We start from the raw sequence: 22,675 nt of genomic DNA, 5'->3' as shown, positions 1-22,675 counted from the left end.
TGCATCAATTAAATTGGATAATTCTGAAATTTCACGACTCATGGTTATTTTCTTAGCTGAATCCACAAAATACATTAATCTATACCAAAAACCAAATCGGTATAATAGTTTAACAATTAATTGACATAAAATTATTTTACTGCAGCTTTAACCAGATAAGGGAGGATCTCTTTTTGGAAGGATATGAAATTTTTACGAACATCCGAATCGCTTACTGATGTAAATGCGAAGGAGAATACAATACTTTTACTTGCTTTGATCAAAAAACGCAGTCGCGCGATGTAATCATCTGCTTTAAATAGTGGGGTTTTATTGAACGATTCTACTAAAAGATTTTCAAGATCGTCGGAAAGGGTTTTTAGAAATTCCTGGGAGTTGGCAGATTCACGGATAAATTCCCATCCGATAAATTCGTTGCAAACCGTGTAGGAGAGTCTGCTGGTTTTGAGAATGATCATACTCAGGTATGCTTCTTCATCAAGATCTTCGGTAGGGTTATGAATGATCTCATGCACGCTATGCTGAATATATTCCATCAGGATTGCTTGTAAGAGCAGCTCTTTACTTTCAAAGTATTTGTAAATGGTAGCCTTAGCTATTTTGGCACGTTTGGCAATTTCATTGACACTGGTTTTATGGTAGCCATATTTACGAAACAGGTCCTGCGCAGCTTTTTTAATACTTTCCTTGATCTTATCTACTTCCATTTCAATTAACTACCATCAGGTCAAAATTAGTAATAATTACTTTATATTCTTTCAGGGCTCTCTGTGCAGGAGCTTTTACCGGAGATCCATCAAACAGGGAGAACTTTGCGCCACTGCATGGATCTGTCGCAGTGAGGTTCGGATCGTCAGGTACTATGGCACATCTCTTCTGCGGATCTACAGAACTGCAGCGATCATATGCTACATAAGCGCCATCGGCTCTACGGTATATGATCAGTCCGGCAACCCCTGTATTTGCCTGATTATTAACTACTAACAGCCCATTCTGACTTCTGATATTAAATTCCTGAAGGGTAATTTTATAGCTGACATACACATCAGGAATCCTGTCCAGGTTATCCTTGCTACAGGATATCAACGTACTGAGAATGAATATATAGACCAGGTAAACTCTCATCAGATCATTTCCGACTGGAATTGTTTTAGAAAGCGAATATCATTTTCAGAAAACAGTCTCAGGTCTTTTATCTGGTATTTCAGATTCGTGATCCGTTCTATTCCCATTCCGAAAGCATAACCGGTATATTTCTTACTGTCGATATTTGTATTTTCAAGAACATTCGGATCAACCATTCCGCAACCCAGAATCTCTACCCAACCGCTATGTTTACAAAACTGGCATCCATCGCCTTTACAGATGGAGCAGGATATGTCCATTTCTGCTGAAGGCTCGGTAAAAGGAAAGTAACTTGGTCTGAAACGAACTTTTGTTCCCTCACCAAATAACTCCTGAACGAAATAGAAAAGCGTTTGTTTCAGGTCTGCAAATGACACATTTTCATCGATATACAATCCTTCAACCTGATGGAAAAAGCAATGTGCTCTGGCAGAAATAGCTTCATTTCGGTAAACTCTGCCTGGCATAATAGCACGGAAAGGAGGTTTGCCTGCTTCCATCATGCGAACCTGAACCGAGGAGGTATGTGTCCTTAAGGCGATGTCACCTTTTTCTCCACCTTTTTTTATGAAGAAGGTATCCTGCATATCTCTGGCAGGGTGCTCCTCCGGAAAGTTTAAAGCCGAGAAGTTATGCCAGTCGTCTTCAACTTCTGGTCCTTCAGCTACATTGAAACCTAATTTTTTGAAGATCTCAATGATCTCTTTTCTGACAAGAGATAAAGGATGACGGGCACCCAGTTCGAATCCTTCGCCCGGTAAGGTAAGGTCCTGTTCTGATTTTGAACCCGAGTCCTCTGTTTCTGAACCTTCTTTTAGAGTCTGGTATTTTGCTTCTGCCAGTTGTTTGAATTCATTTAAAACCTTTCCAAACACCCTTTTATCTTCAGATGATACCGTTTTGAATTCTTCGAACAGGTCTTTAATGATCCCTTTGGTGCCTAAAAAACGGATTCTGAATGATTCCAGTTCTTCTGCGTTCTTTGGCTGAAAAGAGTTGATTTCTGCGGTATACTGATTGATTTTTTCCTGCATGATACTTTATATATAAGGGCTGAAAATTCCCTTTTCTTATCTCTTGTTTATTTTATTACACCCAGTTTGACTCCAACTTTTGTAAATGCGGAGATCGCCTTATCTAAATGTTCTCTGTTATGTGATGCGGATAATTGCACTCTGATCCTTGCTTTTCCTTTTGGTACGACAGGGAAATAAAATCCAATAACGTAGATTCCTTCTTTTAGAAGATCCGCGGCAAAATCCTGGGCAAGTTTTGCATCATAAAGCATGATTGGAACGATTGGATGTGTTCCGGGCTTAATGTCAAATCCCGCGGCAGTCATTTTTTCACGGAAATACAAGGTGTTTTCTTCCAGCTTATCCCGAAGTTCTGTGCTTTCGCTCAGCATGTCAAGAACTTCAATGGAAGCGCCGACAATAGAAGGTGCCAGGGTATTGGAGAAGAGGTATGGCCTTGAACGCTGGCGGAGAATATTGATCACTTCTTTGGGTCCGGATGTAAAACCTCCGGATGCACCGCCTAATGCCTTGCCTAGTGTTCCTGTGATGATGTCAACTCGTCCAATAACATTATGGTGCTCATGGGTTCCGCGACCTGTCTTCCCTAAAAATCCGGAAGAATGGCATTCATCGATCATAACCAGTGCCTGATATTTATCAGCCAGGTCGCAGATCTTATCAAGTTGGGCAATTGTCCCATCCATCGAAAAAGATCCATCAGTAACTATGATGCGATGACGTAAATTTTGTGTTTCCTTTAACTTTTCTTCCAGATCCGCCATGTCATCATGGATATAACGGAAGCGCTGAGCCTTACAAAGGCGTACCCCGTCTATTATGGATGCATGGTTCAGTGAATCAGAAATTATCGCATCCTGCTCATCAAATAGAGGTTCGAATACACCGCCATTCGCATCAAATGCTGCAGCATAAAGGATCGTATCTTCAGTTCCAAGAAATTTGGAGATCTTCTCCTCAAGTTCCTTATGAATATCCTGTGTTCCGCAGATGAATCTAACGGATGCCATTCCGAATCCATGCGAATCCATGGTCTTTTTGGCAGCCTCGATCACTCTTGGGTGTGATGCCAGGCCCAGGTAATTGTTCGCACAAAAATTAATTACTTCCTGACCGCCCTGAATCTTTATTTCGGCACCCTGAGGGGTAATAATAATACGTTCACGCTTATAAAGGCCGGCCTTTTCGATTTCTTCCAGCTCTTTCTCCAATACCGGTTGAAGGGTTTTATACATAATATCCTTGATTAGAATCTGTAAAATTACAAATTCTAAAGACTTCCTGATAAACTAGTCGATGTTAAGTTCTAAATTTTACTTGAATTGCAACCATAATCAGATTATTTCCATCTTTACAAAAAAATATAAATGAGATCACTATACCTTAGCCTGCTGTTTCTGATCTTTTCATTTAATGCCTATTCCCAATCAATCATATTAAAAGGTACTGTAAAGGATACCGGAGGACTACCAGTTCCTTTTGCCAGCGTTTACGAAAAAAGTACGACACGTGGTACTTCAGCGAACAGCGAGGGTGAGTATCAGCTTAAATTATCTCCCGGGAAGCATACACTTATATTTAAAGCAATAGGTTTCAGCCAGGAAAGCAGAGACCTTGATTTAGGTGCCGCTCAGACTTTGGATATTGTATTAAATCCGGCAGTTTATGAGCTGAATGATGTGGTTGTAAATGCTTTTGCAGATGATCCTGCCTATGAAGTGATCAAAAATGCGATCCGTACCCGAAAGCGCCATCTGACAGAACCTGATAAATACACAGCAGATGTCTATATCAAAGGTTTACAGAAGCTCTTATCAGCACCCAAAAAATTTCTGGGTCGCAATATTGATGATATTGGCAAGCAAATGGGTTTGGATTCAAACAGAAAGGGTATACTTTATTTATCTGAGTCTGAATCGAAGATCAGCTTCATGCAGCCAGATAAACTAAGGGAAGAGATGATATCCTCCAAGGTATCGGGCAGTAACCGTGCCTTTAGTTTTAACCGTGCCTCGGATATCAGGATTAATTTTTATGAAAATCAACTTGATTTGGAAGGCTTGAGTAACCGTCCTTTTATTTCACCGATTGCTGATAATGCCCTTTTTTATTATAAATACAGGCTGATTGGGACAAGTATAGAAAATGGCGAGATGGTGAATAAGATCGAGCTTATACCCAGACGTGCGGCAGACCCTGTTTTCAGGGGACTGATCTATATTCTTGAAGATAGCTGGAGGATTCATAGTGCAGATCTGTATGTTACCAAAGAAGCAAATATCAATTTTGTTGACACCCTGAACATACGGCAGGAATTTATTCCGGTAAATTCAAAAGTATGGATGCCATCTTCCATCAGATACGATTTTACGGGTGGGGTTCTGGGCTTTCGATTTTCCGGATATTATATAGCACTCTTTAAAAATTATGATCTGGAAGCCAGTCTGAAAAAGAAAGACTTTATAGAAGTATTGAAGATCACACGGGAGGTTAATAAAAAAGATACTGCCTATTGGAAACAGGTCCGACCAATTCCTCTTACGAATGAAGAGCAAATAGATTATGTGAAAAAAGAAGAGTTGGCAGCTAAACGGGAGTCGAAAGTGTATCTCGATTCAATAGATAAGGTAAATAATAAATTAAAGCCTTTCAGATTACTGGTTGGATCAGGATATACTCCAAGGAATAGATTCAAAAAGGAATATTATCGTTTTGGCTCACTGATCAATTCAGTTTTTTATAATACTGTGGAAGGCTTTGGGTTAAACTATCAGGCTTCTTATTCAAAACAGATCGATTCACTTACCAATAAGTTTCTTAATCTTACCGGCAAAGTGAGATATGGATTATCCAGTGAAAAGTTATACGGCAGCTTTTTTGGAACCATCCCGCTAGAAAGTTCAAGAATTGGGTTCAATATAGGAACTGACGTATTAGACCTGAATAATAATGTAACTATTTCTCAATTAGGTAACTCAATAAACTCGCTTTTCTATGAGCGTAATCTGCTCAAGCTTTATGAGAGTAAGTTTCTGAACTTTTCATTTTCAAAGCCTTTTGGAAGTGTTCAAACCAGTTTTACAGCATCCTGGGCAAACCGTCGCTCCCTTCAGAATACTTCAGATTATACAATGAGAGATCTGAAAAGAAGGGTATTTACTTCAAACAATCCGCTCCGGCCTGCCTCTGACCTTCCTATGTTTCCGGAAAACCAGGCCTTTAAGGTAGGTGTTAGAGCGACCTATGCTTTCAGTAATGATTATGCGACTTATCCGGCGGGTAAATTTTTCAGGCCTTCGAAATATCCGCAACTGGGAATAAATTATACCAAAGGAATAAGCGGGATATTCGGTTCGGATGTAGATTATGATCTTATATCATTCGATCTTACAAAATCGGATATTAAACTGGGGCTTTTAGGGAAATCATCATTCTGGATCGGAGCAGGCAAGTTCCTGAATGCTAAAAGCCTCTATTTTACAGATTATAAGCACTTTAAAGGCAATAAAACACTATCATATACCCCTGTGGCCAATAATTTTCTCTATCTGGATTACTACAATTTCAGCACTTCTGATCAATATTTTGATGCGCATTTTGAACATAATTTTTCAGGCTTTATGACCAATAAGGTGCCGCTCTTACGCAAGTTAAAATTAAGTGAGATCGCTGGTTTTAATTACCTCAGCACACCGTCTCTGAATAATTATTCTGAGGTTTATTTCGGACTTCAGTTCATGAACCTGCGGGCTTTATATGGAATGTCTTATGCCGATGGAAAAAAAGTTGACAAAGGTTTCAGGATCGCAATTAACTTCTAAGCTTCTGGCTGGTTCAGTTTTTAACAGCACTTGCATTATTTAATCGCTAGCTGTATCTTTGCACCGCATTAAACGCTGTTTGCAACAGTATCAATGAATTATGATCAAATACCAGACACTTCTCTACTATTGTTATAGTAGAATTTCCGATGCAGAACAATTCGCATCAGACCATCTCCAATTTTGTAAATCTTTAAATCTTGTCGGGCGAATTATTGTTGCAGATGAGGGACTAAACGGTACAGTTTCCGGTACTGATGAATCCTGTAAGATTTATATGGATACCCTTCATGCGGATCCCCGTTTTTCTAAGATTGATTTCAAGATCGATGATGTGGAAGAACCTTCCTTCATAAAAATGCATTGCCGTTATAAAGCAGAGATCGTGCATTCAGGGCTCAGAGATCCGGGCATTATTGATCCGGAACTTAAAACTGGCATACATCTGGAGCCGGAAGATTTTGTTAAAATGAAGGATGATGACGATATAGTCATTGTCGATGTCAGATCAAATTATGAGCATTCAATAGGACGATTTAAGAATGCGATAACTTTTGACATTGAGAACTTCCGTGATTTTCCGGAAAAGATCAATGAGCTGGCAAAGTATAAGAACAAAAAGATCGTCACCTATTGCACGGGTGGAATTAAATGCGAAAAAGCATCAGCTTTATTGCTGCATGAGGGTTTTGAAAATGTTTATCAACTGCATGGAGGTATCATTAAATATGGTAAGGAAGCCGGAGGAGAAGACTTTGAGGGCAAATGTTATGTGTTTGATAATCGTGTAGCAGTTGATGTCAATTCAGTGAATCCTGTTGTTATTTCTACCTGCCGTAATTGCGGGACTCATACCACCAAAATGATCAATTGTGCAAATCCTGAGTGTAATGAGCATTTTACTCAATGTGATGCGTGTGGTGAAAAACTCGACGGAGCTTGCTCTGTGATCTGTCAGTCGCATCCCCGGATTCGTGTTTATGATGGTACAGGATACTATGTAAAAGTCCCTCAGCCAATCAATAAAGAGAAATTAAAGCCAGTTAAAGCCTAATTTTTGAGAGCCCTTTTTACTATTTCTCTGCTTTGTGTCTCCAATATTTTCATGACTCTGGCATGGTACGGTCATTTGAAGTTTAGAGAAATGGAGTGGAGCAAAGGCCTTGGACTTTTTGCTATCATTCTGATCAGCTGGGGAATCGCATTATTCGAGTATTCTTTTCAGGTGCCCGCTAATAAATATGGATTTAAAGAAAATGGAGGTCCCTTTAGCCTTTTAGAACTTAAAATGATCCAGGAAGCCCTATCAATTGGCATTTTTTTAATTTTTACCTTGCTTTTTTTCAAAAATGAGAAGATAGCCTGGAACCATCTCGTTGGCTTCGGCTTCCTGATTCTGGCTGTTTATTTTGTTTTTCTCAAAAAATAGTTCGATACCGTTAATAAAAACCTATTTTTCCTTAAAATTAATTCGATGAAGAAATCAATATCTCTTTTCATACTTGCATTTTTTATGCTTCAGGTATCCTTTGCACAGGATAAATCTTTGTTTACTAAAGAACAATTTATAAAAGGAGGGGATACTCTTCAATATCGTATGCTGCTTCCCGAGAACTTTGATCCTGCAAAGGAATATCCGGTCTTGTTCTTTTTACATGGAGCAGGGGAACGTGGAAACGATAATGAAGCCCAACTGATGCATGGAAGTAAACTTTTTCTAAAACCTGAGATCAGGAAGGATTTTCCTGCGATCGTTATTTTCCCTCAATGTCCGAAGAACGACTTTTGGGCAAATGTGAAATTCGGTGATGGAAAAACAAACGATCGTTTCGGCTTTCAAAAGGGTGGAAAACCCGGAGAAGCGATGAGCTTACTCATGGGTCTTTTGAGCAAATTTAAGTCAGAGAAATTTACAGATAATGATCGTTTTTATGTTGGTGGTCTTTCGATGGGGGCAATGGGCACTTTTGAGTTACTTAGAAGAAAACCTAAAGCTTTTGCATCGGCATTTGCTATTTGCGGAGGTGATCATGTTGAAAATGTAAAAAAGTATAAAAGGATCCCATTATGGGTATTCCACGGTGGCAAAGACACGACCGTACCTATTGAAAAATCAGAAATAGTGGTCAATGAATTAAAGAGGCTGAATGGAAATGTGAAGTTCAGTGTTTATCCTGAAGCTGGTCATAACAGTTGGGATTCTGCATTTGCTGAGCCTGAATTCTTGTCCTGGTTATTTTCTTTTAAAAAATAATTAGTCCTGCTCCGAATCTTTTTTGATCATTGCTGCCTTGAATCGGGGCTTATAAACAGGTTTAGGCTGAATGCTTTGTTCAGTTATATCTTCCTTTTTATTTTCAGCTTTCGGTTCTTCAGTGGCTGGAATTGCTGCCTTAAACCGGGGCTTATAAGCAGGCTTTGGTTTTTCAGATTCTTCTGTTGGAATGGAAGGTACAGGCTCTACGAGCTGTTCAGCTGAAGGAGCAATGATGTTTGCTTTGAATCTGGGCTTGAAAGCTGGCTTAGGATTAGTTATTTCACCTACGACAACTTCTTTTTTGATTTGATCCTCTTTTAGTGGAGGAGTATTTACAGCTAAATTAGTACTGCTTACCGGAGCTGCTATCGGAATGGTTTCAGGTTTTGGTACTTCTTTCAGGGGATTGGCACGGCGAAGTTTATTAAACCAGAATTTCTTACTATGGTCGAAGCTTTTTTCGCCCATCTCCTTGAAATGACTGCTGAATTCAGAAAACAATGCCTGTTCAGTGTTTTTAAGCTGAACAGGATCGATCTTTTTCTTTATCAGGAATTCTTCAAAAGTCATTTTTTTTGGTTTACTATTCGGCCATATTATGATATACAGCCTGTACATCATCGTCTTCTTCGAGTTTATCGATCAGCTTAAAAACATCTGCAGCCTGCTCTTCAGTCACTTCAGAAGTTGATTCGGCGATGCGCTCAAGTTTCGCACTGATCACCGGAATGCCTTTTTCTTCAAGTGCTTTCTGCATTTTGCCGAAATCTTCAAATGAAGTATGGATCACACCAATATCTTTCCCCGTTTCATCAACTTCCACATAAAGATCTTCAAGGCCTGCATCAATTAATTCAAGTTCCAACTCATCGATTTCCATTTCACCCGGATCAAAACGGAAAACTGATTTGCGGCTGAATATAAAGTCTAAAGAGCCTGTTTTTCCAAGTGTGCCATTCGTTTTATTGAAATAACTGCGCACATTGGCTACGGTCCGGTTTGTATTGTCGGTGGCAGTTTCTATCAGTATTGCAATACCGTGAGGGGCATATCCTTCATAAACGATCTCCTCATAATTGCTTTCATCCTTATTGGTAGCTCTCTTGATAGCTGCTTCAACGGTATGCTTGGGCATATTCACTGCTTTAGCATTCTGCATGGCAGTTCTAAGTCGTGAGTTTGCATCAGGGTTTGATCCTCCGTCCTTCACAGCCATTACAATTTCTTTACCCAAACGTGTAAACTGTACGGCCATTTTCGCCCAGCGTTTGAATTTTCTTTCTTTACGGAATTCGAATGCTCTTCCCATTATTGTACTATTTTCTAATTTATTTCTAAAAACGAATTTCTTATTTATTATTTATTTTCTGTCGAATCTGCACCTATTTTTCTGATTTTTTAGCATTGGGCATCTTAAATTCTTAATGGGTTTATCCCCGATTTTATTTTTTCATTACTTTTTTAGATTATTAAGCATGTCGGCTGTCATTTTCGAAAGATCGAATTCAGGTTTCCAATTCCAATCGGACTGTGCCCTGCTGTCATCAATAGACCTGGGCCAGCTTGCTGCAATAGCCTGCCGCTGATCGTATTCGGTATATCCCAATTTAAAAGCAGGAATATGCTTTTTTATCTCTTCAGCTAATACTTCAGGGGTAAAGCTCATTCCTGTTAAATTATAGGATGAACGGATACTGATATTTTCTGCCGGAGCATCCATTAATTCGATCGTGCCGCGAATCGCATCATCCATATACATCATTGGAAGTTCTGTCTCCGCAGAAAGAAAGCTCTGGTAACTGCCTTTTTTCAGTGCTTCATGAAAAATATGTATGGCATAATCGGTAGTTCCTCCTCCGGGAGCTGCTTTCCAGCTTATTAATCCGGGATATCTGATGCTGCGGATATCAAGTCCATAGCGTTGAAAATAATATTCACACCAGCGTTCACCGGCCAGTTTACTTATGCCATAAACTGTGTTAGGATCCATGATACAATACTGCGGAGTATTATCTTTTGGTGAATTGGGCCCAAAGACCGCAATAGAACTAGGCCAGTATAGACGAGCAGTCTTATACTCTAAAGCAAGGTCCAGCACATTCAATAAGCCGTTCATATTCAAATCCCAGGCTAATTTGGGATTCTGTTCACCCGTTGCAGAAAGTAGTGCTGCCAAAAGATAAACCTGAGTGGGCTTGTGTTTTCTGAATAGCTGGTTGAGAATATCTTTCTCCAGCACATTGACAAATTCAAAGGGACCTGCATTTTTAATGTCATAGTCCGGACGACGAATATCACAAGCTATGACATTCCCATCGCCATAGTTCTTCCTTAATTCGGTCACTAATTCTGTTCCTATTTGCCCATTGGAGCCAATAACTACAATTTTTTCAAGCATTCTAATTGGTTTTGCCCAAAGTTAAAAAATTTATGGAGGGCATTGGAATTTATTGATTTGTCCTGCTTCTTTAATTGAATTTTGACACAAGTGCAAAGCTTCTTCTATACCTTTTTATTTTTCCTTCCAGATTAAATATTTCGGCATTCAACAAATATATTCCAGGAGAGGCTAGCTGGCTTTGCTCATTTAAACCATCCCAAATGAATGTTCCTTCAGAATTAAGCGTGAAATTCTTTATAAGCTTCTTTATAAGAACACCCTGGTCATTAAAGATGCTGATATTGGCAATTTCCCCTGCGGTTGAGAATTTGTATTTCATTTCAAATAGATCCTCAAACCCGTCATTGTCAGGTGAAAATGTCTTTGAAACGATACTGAAATCTTCATTTGTTATTAAATCGTTGGAATTCTGAGAATTTTGATAACCAGGAGTCGCACCTCCTGATGCGGTAGTGGCCGACCTTAAGTTTCCGGATTCACTGGCTGGTTTGTTTAATTTACTGCGCTCCAGGGATATGCCTTCTGCATATTTTATCAGAGGGAAGTGCATTTTTTCATTGTAGCTCAGCTGGTCGATCAGTTTTCCATTGCTTACCAATGCTGCGCTCCCTGAATCATCATTGAAGGCAGGAAATAAGGTCATTTTATATAGATCGCTTTTATTTTTTACTATGTACTCCTTACTAATATTATCCGGATTTGTGCTTAAGGCTAAATACTTTCCCGACTCTAAAAGCAATTGTTTCCTGCTGATTACCCGAATAGAATTTACAGTATCAACACTGATTCGTGCAAGTGAAAGCTCTTTGAGATCAATTGAGTGGCTGGTATTATTGTAAATTTCGACAAAGTCTGACCCGCCTGCCCTGGGATTGAAAAGAATCTCTGTTAATATCACATCATTCTTCTCAATTTTTGGAGTTAGCTGAAATTCAGCAAAATTGAATTCTGTTGTGATCGATATGTTTCTGCAATCTCCGATATTACTTGCCGTGATGCGGTATGTTTGTCCACGTGTTAGAGGTTCTCTAAGTTTTAATACCACTTTGTCGAAATTTGGGGCTTGTGGTAAAGCATATTCAGGATTTCCTACGCCATTATTAAAGTTGAAATTTATTGGAATACTTCCTTTTAGACTATCGATGGTCCTGTTGAAGCTTAGAGAAATACTGATGCTATCCAGGAATTCAATTTCTATTAATTTCAAAGGCTCAGTTGAAGCATTTTGCTGAAACATTGAATTTTTCTTTCCAGGTGTTCCGCCTGTGCTATCACTGCTGCTGATCCAATTCTGAAAGTCGGGGCAAATTGATTTTGGATCTATTAATTCAAGGGAATATCCGCCTTTTCTTTTTTCTGAATCTCTGAACCAGCCCGGAACATAATTAATCTGCTGAATTAACCTTCCTTTATTATTTCTTAATCTTAGAGTGTCCGACTGATTATTCAGACTGGACCACCCCGGTATGCCGATTACTTTTCCATAAGGTTTGAATTCCAGAGTGTCTTTTTCTGAGCATAGTATCAGGTATGATCCGGAAGCAATTTCTCCGAATTGAAATGTGTAATTTTTCCCGAATGATAGTCCCTTGAGCTTTACAATATTTTCAGTAGGGTTGAATAATTCAATAAATTCTGCTTCTGGTAGACCAATTACGGGAGAAGGGTCTGCAAAGATCTCATTGATCAAAATGGGGTATTCGAGCTCTGTTATCGAAGCGATCCCGAATGCTGAACTGGCATCATTCCTTTTAATGGATATTCCTGAACAGGTGAAGAGTGAATCGACTGATAAAATATATTTTTCGCCTTCACTGAATTTTTGTTTAAAGGTCAATCGAATACGTTTATAGGTAGAATCAATGCTTATTTGCAGAGCATTTTCTGCTCCATTATTGATGCTGAAATTCGAAGCTTTATAATAGCTGGTATCTGGGATTCGGTTGAAATATACATCGATACTATTTTCTGAGAATATATGTACGGAATCGATCTTTAATTCCAGGTCCGAAAATCCGGGGTAATCCCTGCTGTTTTTCCTGCCAGGTGTACCGCCAGCGCCATCAGCAGATGAGGCCCAGTTATAAAATCCATCGCATTTGTTTTTGGTGAGATCGATTTTTTCCAGTGTCCATCCTCCCCTTTGCTTTTTTGGGTCTTTGTACCATTTCTCTGAATAGTTCACAGAATCGACAGTCCTGTTTTTAAAACTTTTCAATACGATCTGATCTGAACTATTGTTTAGAGATGGCCATGGTGAAATGCCCAATGTTCTTCCAAAGCTTTTATACTGAATTGTATCCGCTGCGGGACAAAGAATCAGATATTGATTCGGTGGCAGCAGGTGTTTTTTCAAGATGCCCTTAGATTGCGGATCACTGATACTCCATCCTTCCAGATCAAGGGTATCGGTTCCGGGATTGAAAAGTTCGATGAACTCAACCAGCGGCAAGCCAACTTCCGGGGACGGATCAGCGAATATTTCTGTGATGAATACGCGGACAGTATCAATCCTGACTGGAGGAACCGGTGGGGTCGGAGGCGGCGGTGGCAGCGCAGGAATACTAAAACTGAAGGGTGTTGAACTGCTGAAGGTATTTCCACTGCAATCTTTTATTCTGGTAATACTTAATTGATAAATTGTGCCTGCTTTAAATTTTTCGCTGAATTTCAGAGTGAGCTGCTTGAAATCTCCGCTGCTGTTAATTTCTTTGATCTGACCTGAAATTGGCGATAAGGTAAAGTTGTCTTTAGTTAAAATATTAATAATCAGTGGTTTATTGAAATGTATCAGCAAGGTAGAATCTGATAACCGAGTCAAGCTATCTGCCTTCAAAATCAATTTATCATAATTGGCAATAAAAGCAGCGTTTTGTTTACCTGGCGTTCCGCCAGACTGATCTTTTGAAGCGGTCCAGATGAAATGCCCTGAGCATTTGGATAAATGATCTATCCTTTCCAGGCTCCACCCTCCTTGTTTCTTTATCGGATCAGCATACCAGGAATCAAAATAAGAGACAGAATCAACAACTCTGTTTTTAAAGCTCTTTAGCGATATCTGATCATCACTGTTTTTCAATGATGGCCATGGCGAGATACCCAATGTTCTTCCAAAGCTTTTATATTGGGTTGTATCCGCTGCCGGACAAAGAATCAGAAATTGATTCGGTGGCAGCAGGTATTTTTTCAAAATGCCCTTAGATTGCGGATCATTGATACTCCATCCTTCCAGATCAAGTGTATCTTTTCCGGGATTGAACAATTCAATAAACTCAACCAGTGGCAAGCCAACTTCGGGAGATGGATCGGCGAATATTTCGGTGATGAATACCTTTGCGGTATCAATCCTGATTGGTGGAACCGGTGGAGGCGGTGGCGGTGCCGGAAGTGTAGGAATGCTAAAGCTGAATGGAGTTGAACTGCTGAAGGTGTTTCCACTACAGTCTTTTATTCCTGTTATGCTTAACTGATAGCTTGTGCCCACTTTGAATTTTTGGCTGAATTTTAAAGTGACCTGCTTGAAATTCCCGCTGCTGTTAATTTCTTTGATCTGACCAGAAATGGGTAATAGGGAAAAATTTTCTTTTGTTAATGTGCTATTATTCAATGCTTTATTGAAGTAGACTAAAAGAGTAGAATCTGATAATCGATTCAAGCTATCAGCCTTCAAAATCAATTTGTCATAATTGGGAACATAGATACTATTTTGTTCGCCAGGCGTTCCGCCAGACTGATCTATTGAAGCTGTCCAGATGAATTGCCCTGAGCATTTGGATAAATGATCTATCCTTTCCAGGCTCCAGCCTCCTTGTTTCTTTATAGGATCAGCATACCAGGAATCAAAATAAGAGACAGAATCAACAACTCTGTTTTTAAAGCTCTTTAGCGATATCTGATCATCACTGTTTTTCAATGATGGCCATGGCGAGATACCCAATGTTCTTCCAAAGCTTTTATATTGGGTTGTATCCGCTGCCGGACAAAGAATCAGAAATTGATTCGGTGGCAGCAGGTATTTTTTCAAGATACCCTTAGATTGCGGATCATTAATACTCCATCCTTCCAGATCTATTGTGTCTTTACCGGGATTGAACAATTCAATAAACTCAACTAGTGGCAAGCCAACTTCGGGAGATGGATCGGCGAATATTTCGGTGATGAATACCTTTGCGGTATCAATCCTGACCGGTGGAACCGGAGGGGTCGGTGGAGGAGGTGGCAGCGCAGGAATACTAAAACTGAATGGTGAAGTATTGCTAACGGCATTCCCGCTGCAGTCTTTTATTCCGGTAATGCTCAATTGATAAGTTGTGCCCGCTTTGAATTTTTCGCTGAATATAACCTGAACTCCTTTGGATTCACCATTAGTACTGATTTGCTTGACCTGCCCGGAGTTTGGAAGAAGAGAAAATTGCTCTTTGTTGATCAAATTGGGGTCAGTTGGTTTATTAAAATAAACAAAAACTGATGTATCTGAACTTCTGTTTATACTATCAGCCTTCAAAATCAATTTATCATAATTGGCAACATAGCTGCTATTTTGCTTGCCCGGTGTTCCACCAGACTGATCTTTCGAAGCGGTCCAGATGTAGGGTCCTGTGCATTTGGACAAATGATCGATCCTTTCCAGGCTCCATCCTCCTTGTTTCTTAATTGGATCTGCATACCAGATATCTGAATAAGAGACAGAATCAACTGTCCGGCTCCTGAAACTTTTCAAAATGATCTGATCTGAACTATTGTTTAGAGATGGCCAAGGCGAGATCCCTAAAGTTCTTCCGAAGCTTTTATACTGCGTTGTATCTGCTGCGGGACAAATAATTAGATATTGATTCGGCGGCAGCAGATATTTTTTTAAAGTGCCCTTGGTTTGGGGATCTTGAATGCTCCATTCTTCCAGATTAATTGTGTCTTTACCGGGATTGAAAAGTTCCATGAACTCAACCAGTGGCAGACCAACTTCTGGTGAAGGATCGGCAAATATTTCTGTGATGAATAGTTGGGCGGTATCAATTCTAACTGGTAGAGGCGGCGGTGGTGCAGGAAGCGCAGGAATGCTAAAGCTGAATGGAGTTGAACTACTGAAGGTATTCCCACTGCAATCTTTTATTCCGTTAATACTTAATTGATAAGTTGTGCCTGCTTTAAATTTTTCGCTGAACTTTAATGTGACCAGCCTGAAATCCCCACTGCTGCTAATTTCTTTGATCTGACCAGAGATGGGTAATAAGGAAAAGCTTTCTTTTGTTAATGTGCTATTATTCAATGCTTTATTGAAGTAGATTAAAAGAGTAGAATCTGATAATCGATTCAAGCTATCAGCCTTCAAAATCAATTTGTCATAATTGGGAACATAGATACTATTTTGTTTGCCTGGTGTTCCGCCAGACTGATCTTTTGAAGCGGTCCAGATGAACTGCCCTGCGCATTTTGATAACTGATCGATCCTTTCCAGACTCCATCCACCTTGTTTCTTTATCGGATCAGCATACCAGATATCAAAATAAGAGACCGAATCGATCATTCGGTTTTTGAAACTTTTCAAGACAATCTGATCATCACTGTTTTTTAAAGATGGCCAGGGTGAGATACCCAAAGTTCTTCCGAAGCTTTTATACTGTAGTGTATCTGCTGCGGGACAAAGAATCAGATATTGATTCGGCGGCAGCAGGTATTTTTTCAAAATGCCTTTTGTTTGGGGATCGTTGATACTCCATCCTTCCAGATCAAGTGTGTCCATTCCGGGATTGAACAATTCAATAAACTCAACCAGCGGCAAGCCAACTTCAGGTGATGGATCGGCGAATATTTCGGTGATGAATATCCGGGCGGTATCAATCCTGATTAGTGGGACCGGTGGAGGCGGTGGCGGTGCCGGAAGTGCAGGAATGCTAAAGCTGAATGGAGTTGAACTGCTGAAGGTATTTCCACTGCAATCTTTTATTCCGGTAATACTTAATTGATAAATTGCGCCTGCTTTGAATTTTTCGCTGAACTTTAATGTGACCAGCCTAAAATCTCCGCTGTTGTTAATTTCTTTAATCTGACCTGAAATTGGCGATAATGTAAAGTTTTCTTTAATTAAGGTATTAATAATCAATTGTTTATTGAAATATATTAGCAAAGTAGAATCGCTCATACGATTCATACTATCAGCCTTCAAAATCAATTTATCATAATTGGGAACATAGATACTATTTTGTTTGCCAGGCGTTCCGCCAGAAAGATCTTTTGAAGCAGTCCAAATGAATTGCCCCGAACATTTAGACAAATGATCAATCCGTTCCAGACTCCAGCCACCTTGTTTCTTCATCGGATCAGCATACCAGGTATCGGAATATGAGATAGAATCAACAACTCTGTTTTTAAAGCTCTTTAGCGATATCTGATCATCACTGTTTTTCAATGATGGCCATGGTGAAATACCCAATGTTCTTCCAAAGCTTTTATACTGAATTGTATCCGCTGCGGGACAAAGAATAAGATATTGATTTGGTGGCAGCAGGTGTTTTTTCAAGATGCCCTTTGATTGAGGATCATTAATACTCCATCCTTCCAGATCTATTGTGTCTTTTCCGGGATTGAACAATTCAATAAACTCAACCAGCGGCAGACCAACTTCTGGTGATGGATCTGCAAATATTTCGGTGATGAATACCTGTGCGGTATCAATCCTGACCGGTGGAGCCGGAGGAGCCGGTGGTGGTGCGGGAAGCGCAGGAATACTAAAACTGAAGGGAGATGTATTGTTTATTGTATTTCCGCTGCAGTCTTTTATTCCGCTTATGCTTAGTTGATAAGTTGTGCCCGCTTTGAATTTTTCGCTGAATGTTAATGTGATCTGTCCCAATTCTGGTTTAATTACTTTCCCTTTGATCTGTCCTGCATTTGGGAGCAGAGTGAATCGGTCATTTATTATTGATCCAATATTGAGTGGTTTGTTTAAATAGATCAGAATTGTAGAATCTGATAAACGGCTTAAACTATCAGTCTTAAAGGTCATTTGATCAAAATTGAGAATGAAAACAGAGCTTTGCTTTCCGGGTGTGCCGCCTGAAGGGTCCTTGGAGCCGGTCCAGTTGAAAATTCCCTCGCATACGGTTGTCGGACTTATACGTTCGAGGCTCCATCCTCCTTGGTTTTTCGAAGATTCACGGTGCCAATTGTCTGAATAGGAGATGGAATCGATTAATAGATTGAATTGATCCTTTATTTGAATCACATCACCCGAATTGTTCAATGAAGGCCAGGGTGAGATACCCAATACCTTTCCAAATTTCTTAAATTCAGCGGTATCCGCCTTTGCACAAAGAATTAAATAGGAGTGGGGAGAAATACTGATGTTTCCTAAAACCCCTGAACTTGATGGGTCGCTAAGTCTCCAGTTATGCATTGATATGGTTTCATTGGTGGTATTTAGCAGTTCGATATATTCAACCGATGGCAGATCGATCTGCGGTGCGGGATCTGCAAAGATTTCGTTGATAATTATATCTCTGAATTTAGTCTTATAAGGTTTTATGTAACTAAATGAAGCATTGTTTTTACTTTGAATTAGATTTCCGTTTTTGTCTTTTACATTTAATACAGTCAGGGTGTAGGTGCCGGTATTCAATTCAGTGGCTAATTTGACCCTGAATTTTGCCGGATCAGTGCTTGTTTGTATGTTAACTATCTGGCCATTGAAATTATTTATGCTGAAATTTGTCGAATTTTTCACCCCAATACTGTCCATTTCCTCGTTGAAGGTCACCTCCAATATATTTGAATCTATCGCAGAAACACTTGTTAACTCCGGCGGACTTGTGTCTGATATCAATGGCTCGATACTGAAATCATCAAAAAAATGTTTCTGAAAAAAGGATGAGGTAGATTGTTGAATGTAAATGCCGAAGAAAGAGGAATTTGTAAAGCTTAGATCTGTAAATGTTCCTTCTGTAAAATAAGAGCTATTATTTCCTGTTAATTCCCTTTCAAGACTAAACAGGCCATCGTTATTCCTTGTAACACGCACTCTGATCGTATTATTACTTAAATTTGTTGTTCCGTTTATACCATCAATTATCTTGACACTGCTGTTGCTCAGGCCAGATCGTTTATACAGGCAGATTTCATCATCCGTATTCCCAACTCGTATAAAATATCCATTGATCAGAGTGCTTTTAAGATCCGCTTTGTCTGCAATCAGATAGATGTCGGCATAATTTGCTCCTGAAGTGTTAAATTGAAGGTTTACCCAAAACTCCCATTTGCAATTTAGTGCAAGAGAATTAGGTGTACTGATATAAAAGCTGCCAGAGCTCTGGCTGGAATTTGATCTGAGCCGATTATTCAGAATAATAAAATCAGATCCGCTATTCCCGGTACTCCAAACTGGATTTAATAAAAAATTCCCATCACTAAAATCATCATTCAGTTGGGAATGTGCTAAGTTGCTGTATAAAAGAAGTACTATTATTAAGATCTTTCTCATTTCTGCTCCTTAAAGCAGAATTAAATTAGGATTCTGGAAACCTACATTCAAATGGAATGAGTTTACGGTAAGTTCTATATAGTTAACGGTAATATTATTGCTAAAATCCATGATTTGGAACATGAATTTGCTCATAAGGCTATTTAAACCAATAAAATGATCAAACAATTTCTCATATTTGTTTAAAAAATAAAAAAGTTCAAATTTTTCAAAAAAACAATTAAAAAAATGAAAGTCGCAGTAGTAGGCGCTACCGGCCTTGTAGGTTCGGTGATGTTAAAAGTTTTAGCAGAGCGCAATTTCCCCGTTAGTGAATTGATCCCGGTTGCCTCTGCAAAGAGTGCAGGTAAACAGATTGAATTCAAGGGGAAAAAGTATACTGTTGTGACCATGGATGATGCTATTGCTATGAAGCCAGATGTAGCATTGTTTTCTGCCGGTGGAGGAACCTCCCTGGAAAGCGCGCCGCGTTTTGCAGAGGTTGGAACAACAGTAATTGATAATTCATCTGCCTGGCGGATGGATCCGGATAAAAAATTAATCGTTCCTGAAGTAAATGCAAATGAGCTTACAGCAAAGGATAAGATAATTGCCAATCCGAATTGTTCGACAATACAAATGGTAGTGGTTTTGAAGCCGCTTCATGATAAATATAAGATTAAACGTGTGGTTGTTTCCACCTATCAGTCTGTTACCGGCACTGGCGTTAAAGCCGTGGATCAAATGATGAACGAGCGCAAAGGTATTGTCGGACCAATGGCATACGCCTATCCGATTGATCTCAATGTTATTCCTCAGATCGATGTGTTTCAGGATAACGGATACACCAAGGAAGAAATGAAAATGATCCTTGAGACAAAAAAGATCATGGGCGATGATTCAATTCGTGTTACTGCCACAACTGTTCGTATCCCGGTTATGGGAGGCCATTCTGAGGCTGTAAACATTGAATTTGAAAATGATTTCGATTTGGATGAAGTACGTTCAATTCTGGAAAAAGAAGAAGGAATAATTGTTGTTGATGATCCGGCAAACTTAAAGTACCCAATGCCAATGGATGCACACGAGAAAGATGAAGTTTTTGTTGGTAGAATCAGAAGAGATGAATCTCAGGACAAAACACTGAATCTTTGGATCGTTGCAGATAATCTACGAAAAGGAGCTGCGACAAATGCCGTTCAAATAGCGGAATACCTTATGGCTAAAAAATTGATCTAATATTTATAGATCATCGTATGTAGCCCGGCGAAATTCGTCGGGCTTTTTTATTAACAGGCTTTTTTGGAATTGTCTGACAGGGTGCTTTTTTGACATACCAGTTCAATTTGCTTTTTAAAGGTGCCTTCCATAACAATGTCGGCTAAACCTAATAATCCTGCATCATTTCCCAATTCCGACAGAACAATTTTTGTATTTTCTCTAACCTGAGCCATGCTATAAGTATTGATGGCATGTTTCATAGGAATTGAAATATATTGCTTTGCCTGAGCCATTATTCCTCCAAGGATAATCAATTCCGGATTGAAAAGTTGAATTAATGTTGCCACTGCCTTTCCCAGGCTCTGTCCTACCTGCGATAAGATATTTATAGCAAATTGATCTCCCTGATTGGCAGCCTCAATAACATTAAAGGGTACGATCTGTTCAATTTCTTCTTCTGAAAGTTTCTTTAAAATGGATGCTTGCCCGGATCTGATTCCATCCCTTGCCATTTTTGCCATAGCAATTCCTGATACTACAGTCTCCAGACAACCTCTTTTTCCACAATGGCAAAGTTCACCGTCACTAACGAATGGGATATGGCCAATTTCGCCTGCAAAGCCTGAAGTTCCGCTTTGCAGTTTTCCATCCATGATAATTCCTAAGCCTATTCCCCAGTCCATGAGCAGAACAAGTACGTCTTTTTTATTTTTGGCAAGTCCGTAATGATACTCTGCTAAAGCATTGGTTTTGACGTCATTCTGAATATAAACTGGTTTTTGAAATTTTTCCTCGAAAATATCCTTTAATGTTTTGGGTTCTTTGGGTGAAGTAAGATAAGTGAAGTTTTGTCCTGTGTTTGAATCGACAAGGCCAGGCATACTAATTCCAACCCCGACCAGTTTGTTCCTGTTGATCCCGGAAGAATGAATTAATTGTTCAGCAAATTCATGAATTTCTATGATCGAGTCTTTTTCTTTGGTAATGTGAAGCGGCAGACTATTTATTCCTGAAATATTATTGTTGTTGTTATCAAGAATGGCGATATCGGTTTTGAATTGCTCCATCTTTATGCATAGCACAAAGAATGAACTATTCTGAAGAGAATATAATTCTGGTTTTCGACCTCCGATTGATTGGCCTTTGCCTTTTTTTTCAATCAGACCTTCAGAGACAAGTTCATTAATCAGAGTGAATGAGGTAGGTGAACTGATCCCTAAGATATTGTATATATCTGCATTAGAATTAGCGCCATCCGCATGGAGCAGCTTAACTAATCTGACCTTTTGCAGATACTTCTTTTTTTCAATATTGCTTAATAAGTCCAGATGTATTTTATCAATAATTAACGATTTCATTTAATGGCCGATATAGTGCTTGAGCATATTTATGAATAGTTAAAAAAAACATTTGAACTTATTTTGGATGGAAGTTAAGCTAATTTTTATTTATTAAAAAATGCCATAATTAGATTTATCTGCTGAGTAAATCTGAGGGATTTACATTCCGGATTTGGAAAAATGCTGTATGAAACAAACGCTGTTTAAGGCTATGATTTAATAGAAACATAAAGTAGTTGCTCATTTTTTATATAAATATTGCTCAGTAAATTTTTAAGAAATTGTATTAATCATGCCGTTAGGAAAAGCAATAGGATTATTACAATTATTACATAAAATTTACATTATATTTATGTTGTGTACTGAACACCTATGCAAAAGAAAGGACAGATCTGTGATTTTGAGCTTATTTCCCGAATAAAAGAGGGTGATGAATCAGCATTTCGAATTGTTTTTGACTTGTATTCCAGTAAATTGTATGCTTTCAGTTACCGCTTTCTGAAAGAGAAAGAGCCTTGTCAGGAGGTTGTGCAGGAGGCCTTTTTAAGTCTTTGGGTTAACCGTGCTAAGCTTGACAGTCAATATCCCATTGCTCCATACCTTTATACCATTACCCGCAGACTGACTCTGAACGTATTACGTCATGTTGCAACATCCCAGTGTGCAATGAATAAGATGTGGCTTAATGTTCAAAAGGTTAGTAATGAGACTGAGGAGGAGGTCCTATTAGAAGATCTATCCCGATTCACAGAGCAGGTACTGTCCAGAATGCCTAAACAACAACAATTGATATTTCGAATGAGCAGGCATCAGGAGTTAAGCTATGATGAAATTGCTGAAGAACTTAATATATCCAGAAATACGGTTAAGAACCATTTAGTAGCGGCATTAAAAACTCTCCGTACCCAATTTTATAAGGCATTTACCATCTTCTTTTTCTAGGTTTTAGCCGTATTCTGAAATTTCTTTTAAAATAATTAAGTATAGACTAGTCCTCTTTTCATTTTTGGGTGTATTAGCT

Annotated in this window: 15 protein-coding genes; 6 read left to right on the top strand and 9 right to left on the bottom strand. The window is 39.1% G+C overall.

The genetic code is table 11. The features are described from left to right. Positions 1 to 131 precede the first annotated feature (131 nt). From BLR27_RS09710 to kbl, 4 genes are read right to left on the bottom strand one after another with little or no spacing between them, the layout of a single operon-like run. Positions 132 to 707, bottom strand: coding sequence for a TetR/AcrR family transcriptional regulator (locus BLR27_RS09710; protein WP_090704303.1), 576 nt, complete (start codon positions 705 to 707; stop codon positions 132 to 134). A 1-nt stretch (position 708) separates the two neighbouring features. Beyond that, positions 709 to 1,125 (bottom strand): Rieske (2Fe-2S) protein, encoded by a 417-nt coding sequence (locus tag BLR27_RS09705; RefSeq protein WP_090704301.1) that lies wholly within the window; start codon positions 1,123 to 1,125, stop codon positions 709 to 711. Then, a complete protein-coding gene (gene pheS / locus BLR27_RS09700; RefSeq protein ID WP_176767660.1) occupies positions 1,125 to 2,159 on the bottom strand; it encodes a phenylalanine--tRNA ligase subunit alpha in 1,035 nt (344 codons plus the stop codon). The genes BLR27_RS09705 and pheS overlap by 1 nt, the downstream gene beginning before the upstream one ends. Positions 2,160 to 2,206: 47 nt before the next feature. Further along, positions 2,207 to 3,397 carry a glycine C-acetyltransferase gene (gene kbl, locus BLR27_RS09695; RefSeq protein WP_090704298.1) on the bottom strand — a complete coding sequence of 397 codons (1,191 nt, stop codon included), beginning with the start codon at positions 3,395 to 3,397 and terminating at the stop codon, positions 2,207 to 2,209. 132 nt (positions 3,398 to 3,529) lie between these two features. On the opposite strand from kbl, the gene BLR27_RS09690 reads away from it, so the two are divergent. The 4 genes from BLR27_RS09690 to BLR27_RS09675 all read left to right on the top strand — a co-directional run bounded on the left by BLR27_RS09690 (position 3,530) and on the right by BLR27_RS09675 (position 8,237). Next, the gene (locus BLR27_RS09690; protein ID WP_090704296.1) at positions 3,530 to 5,983 is read left to right on the top strand and encodes a DUF5686 and carboxypeptidase regulatory-like domain-containing protein; all 2,454 of its coding nucleotides are present in this window, start codon (positions 3,530 to 3,532) and stop codon (positions 5,981 to 5,983) included. Positions 5,984 to 6,083: 100 nt separating this feature from the next. Next, positions 6,084 to 7,037, top strand: coding sequence for an oxygen-dependent tRNA uridine(34) hydroxylase TrhO (gene trhO / locus BLR27_RS09685; protein ID WP_090704294.1), 954 nt, complete (start codon positions 6,084 to 6,086; stop codon positions 7,035 to 7,037). A gap of 3 nt (positions 7,038 to 7,040) precedes the next feature. Then, positions 7,041 to 7,412, top strand: a complete 372-nt coding sequence (locus BLR27_RS09680) for a DMT family protein (protein WP_090704291.1) — start codon at positions 7,041 to 7,043, stop codon at positions 7,410 to 7,412. 45 nt (positions 7,413 to 7,457) lie between these two features. After that, positions 7,458 to 8,237: a carboxylesterase family protein gene (locus BLR27_RS09675; protein WP_090704289.1), complete on the top strand. Its 780-nt coding sequence runs from the start codon at positions 7,458 to 7,460 to the stop codon at positions 8,235 to 8,237. On the opposite strand, the gene BLR27_RS09670 is transcribed toward BLR27_RS09675, so the two are convergent. The 4 genes from BLR27_RS09670 to BLR27_RS09655 all read right to left on the bottom strand — a co-directional run bounded on the left by BLR27_RS09670 (position 8,238) and on the right by BLR27_RS09655 (position 19,114). Then, positions 8,238 to 8,810 carry a hypothetical protein gene (locus BLR27_RS09670; RefSeq protein ID WP_143007722.1) on the bottom strand — a complete coding sequence of 191 codons (573 nt, stop codon included), beginning with the start codon at positions 8,808 to 8,810 and terminating at the stop codon, positions 8,238 to 8,240. A gap of 13 nt (positions 8,811 to 8,823) precedes the next feature. Beyond that, positions 8,824 to 9,549, bottom strand: coding sequence for a YebC/PmpR family DNA-binding transcriptional regulator (locus tag BLR27_RS09665; protein ID WP_090704285.1), 726 nt, complete (start codon positions 9,547 to 9,549; stop codon positions 8,824 to 8,826). 144 nt (positions 9,550 to 9,693) lie between these two features. Then, positions 9,694 to 10,638 carry an NAD-dependent epimerase/dehydratase family protein gene (locus BLR27_RS09660; protein ID WP_090704283.1) on the bottom strand — a complete coding sequence of 315 codons (945 nt, stop codon included), beginning with the start codon at positions 10,636 to 10,638 and terminating at the stop codon, positions 9,694 to 9,696. A 70-nt stretch (positions 10,639 to 10,708) separates the two neighbouring features. Further along, positions 10,709 to 19,114 carry a lamin tail domain-containing protein gene (locus BLR27_RS09655; RefSeq protein ID WP_090704281.1) on the bottom strand — a complete coding sequence of 2,802 codons (8,406 nt, stop codon included), beginning with the start codon at positions 19,112 to 19,114 and terminating at the stop codon, positions 10,709 to 10,711. A gap of 228 nt (positions 19,115 to 19,342) precedes the next feature. Here BLR27_RS09655 and BLR27_RS09650 point away from each other — a divergent pair, with 228 nt between their 5' ends. Beyond that, positions 19,343 to 20,332, top strand: coding sequence for an aspartate-semialdehyde dehydrogenase (locus BLR27_RS09650; protein ID WP_090704278.1), 990 nt, complete (start codon positions 19,343 to 19,345; stop codon positions 20,330 to 20,332). Positions 20,333 to 20,382: 50 nt separating this feature from the next. Here BLR27_RS09650 and BLR27_RS09645 read toward each other — a convergent pair whose 3' ends face one another. Then, the gene (locus BLR27_RS09645) at positions 20,383 to 21,672 is read right to left on the bottom strand and encodes an ROK family transcriptional regulator (protein WP_090704276.1); all 1,290 of its coding nucleotides are present in this window, start codon (positions 21,670 to 21,672) and stop codon (positions 20,383 to 20,385) included. A gap of 354 nt (positions 21,673 to 22,026) precedes the next feature. On the opposite strand from BLR27_RS09645, the gene BLR27_RS09640 reads away from it, so the two are divergent. Further along, the gene (locus BLR27_RS09640; protein ID WP_090704274.1) at positions 22,027 to 22,596 is read left to right on the top strand and encodes an RNA polymerase sigma factor; all 570 of its coding nucleotides are present in this window, start codon (positions 22,027 to 22,029) and stop codon (positions 22,594 to 22,596) included. Positions 22,597 to 22,675 lie beyond the last annotated feature (79 nt).

The sequence above is a fragment of the Daejeonella rubra genome (assembly GCF_900103545.1).
Taxonomy (GTDB): domain Bacteria; phylum Bacteroidota; class Bacteroidia; order Sphingobacteriales; family Sphingobacteriaceae; genus Daejeonella; species Daejeonella rubra.
The sequence above is the reverse complement of the archived record's forward strand: the minus strand, read 5'-3'. Positions and strand labels throughout refer to the sequence as shown.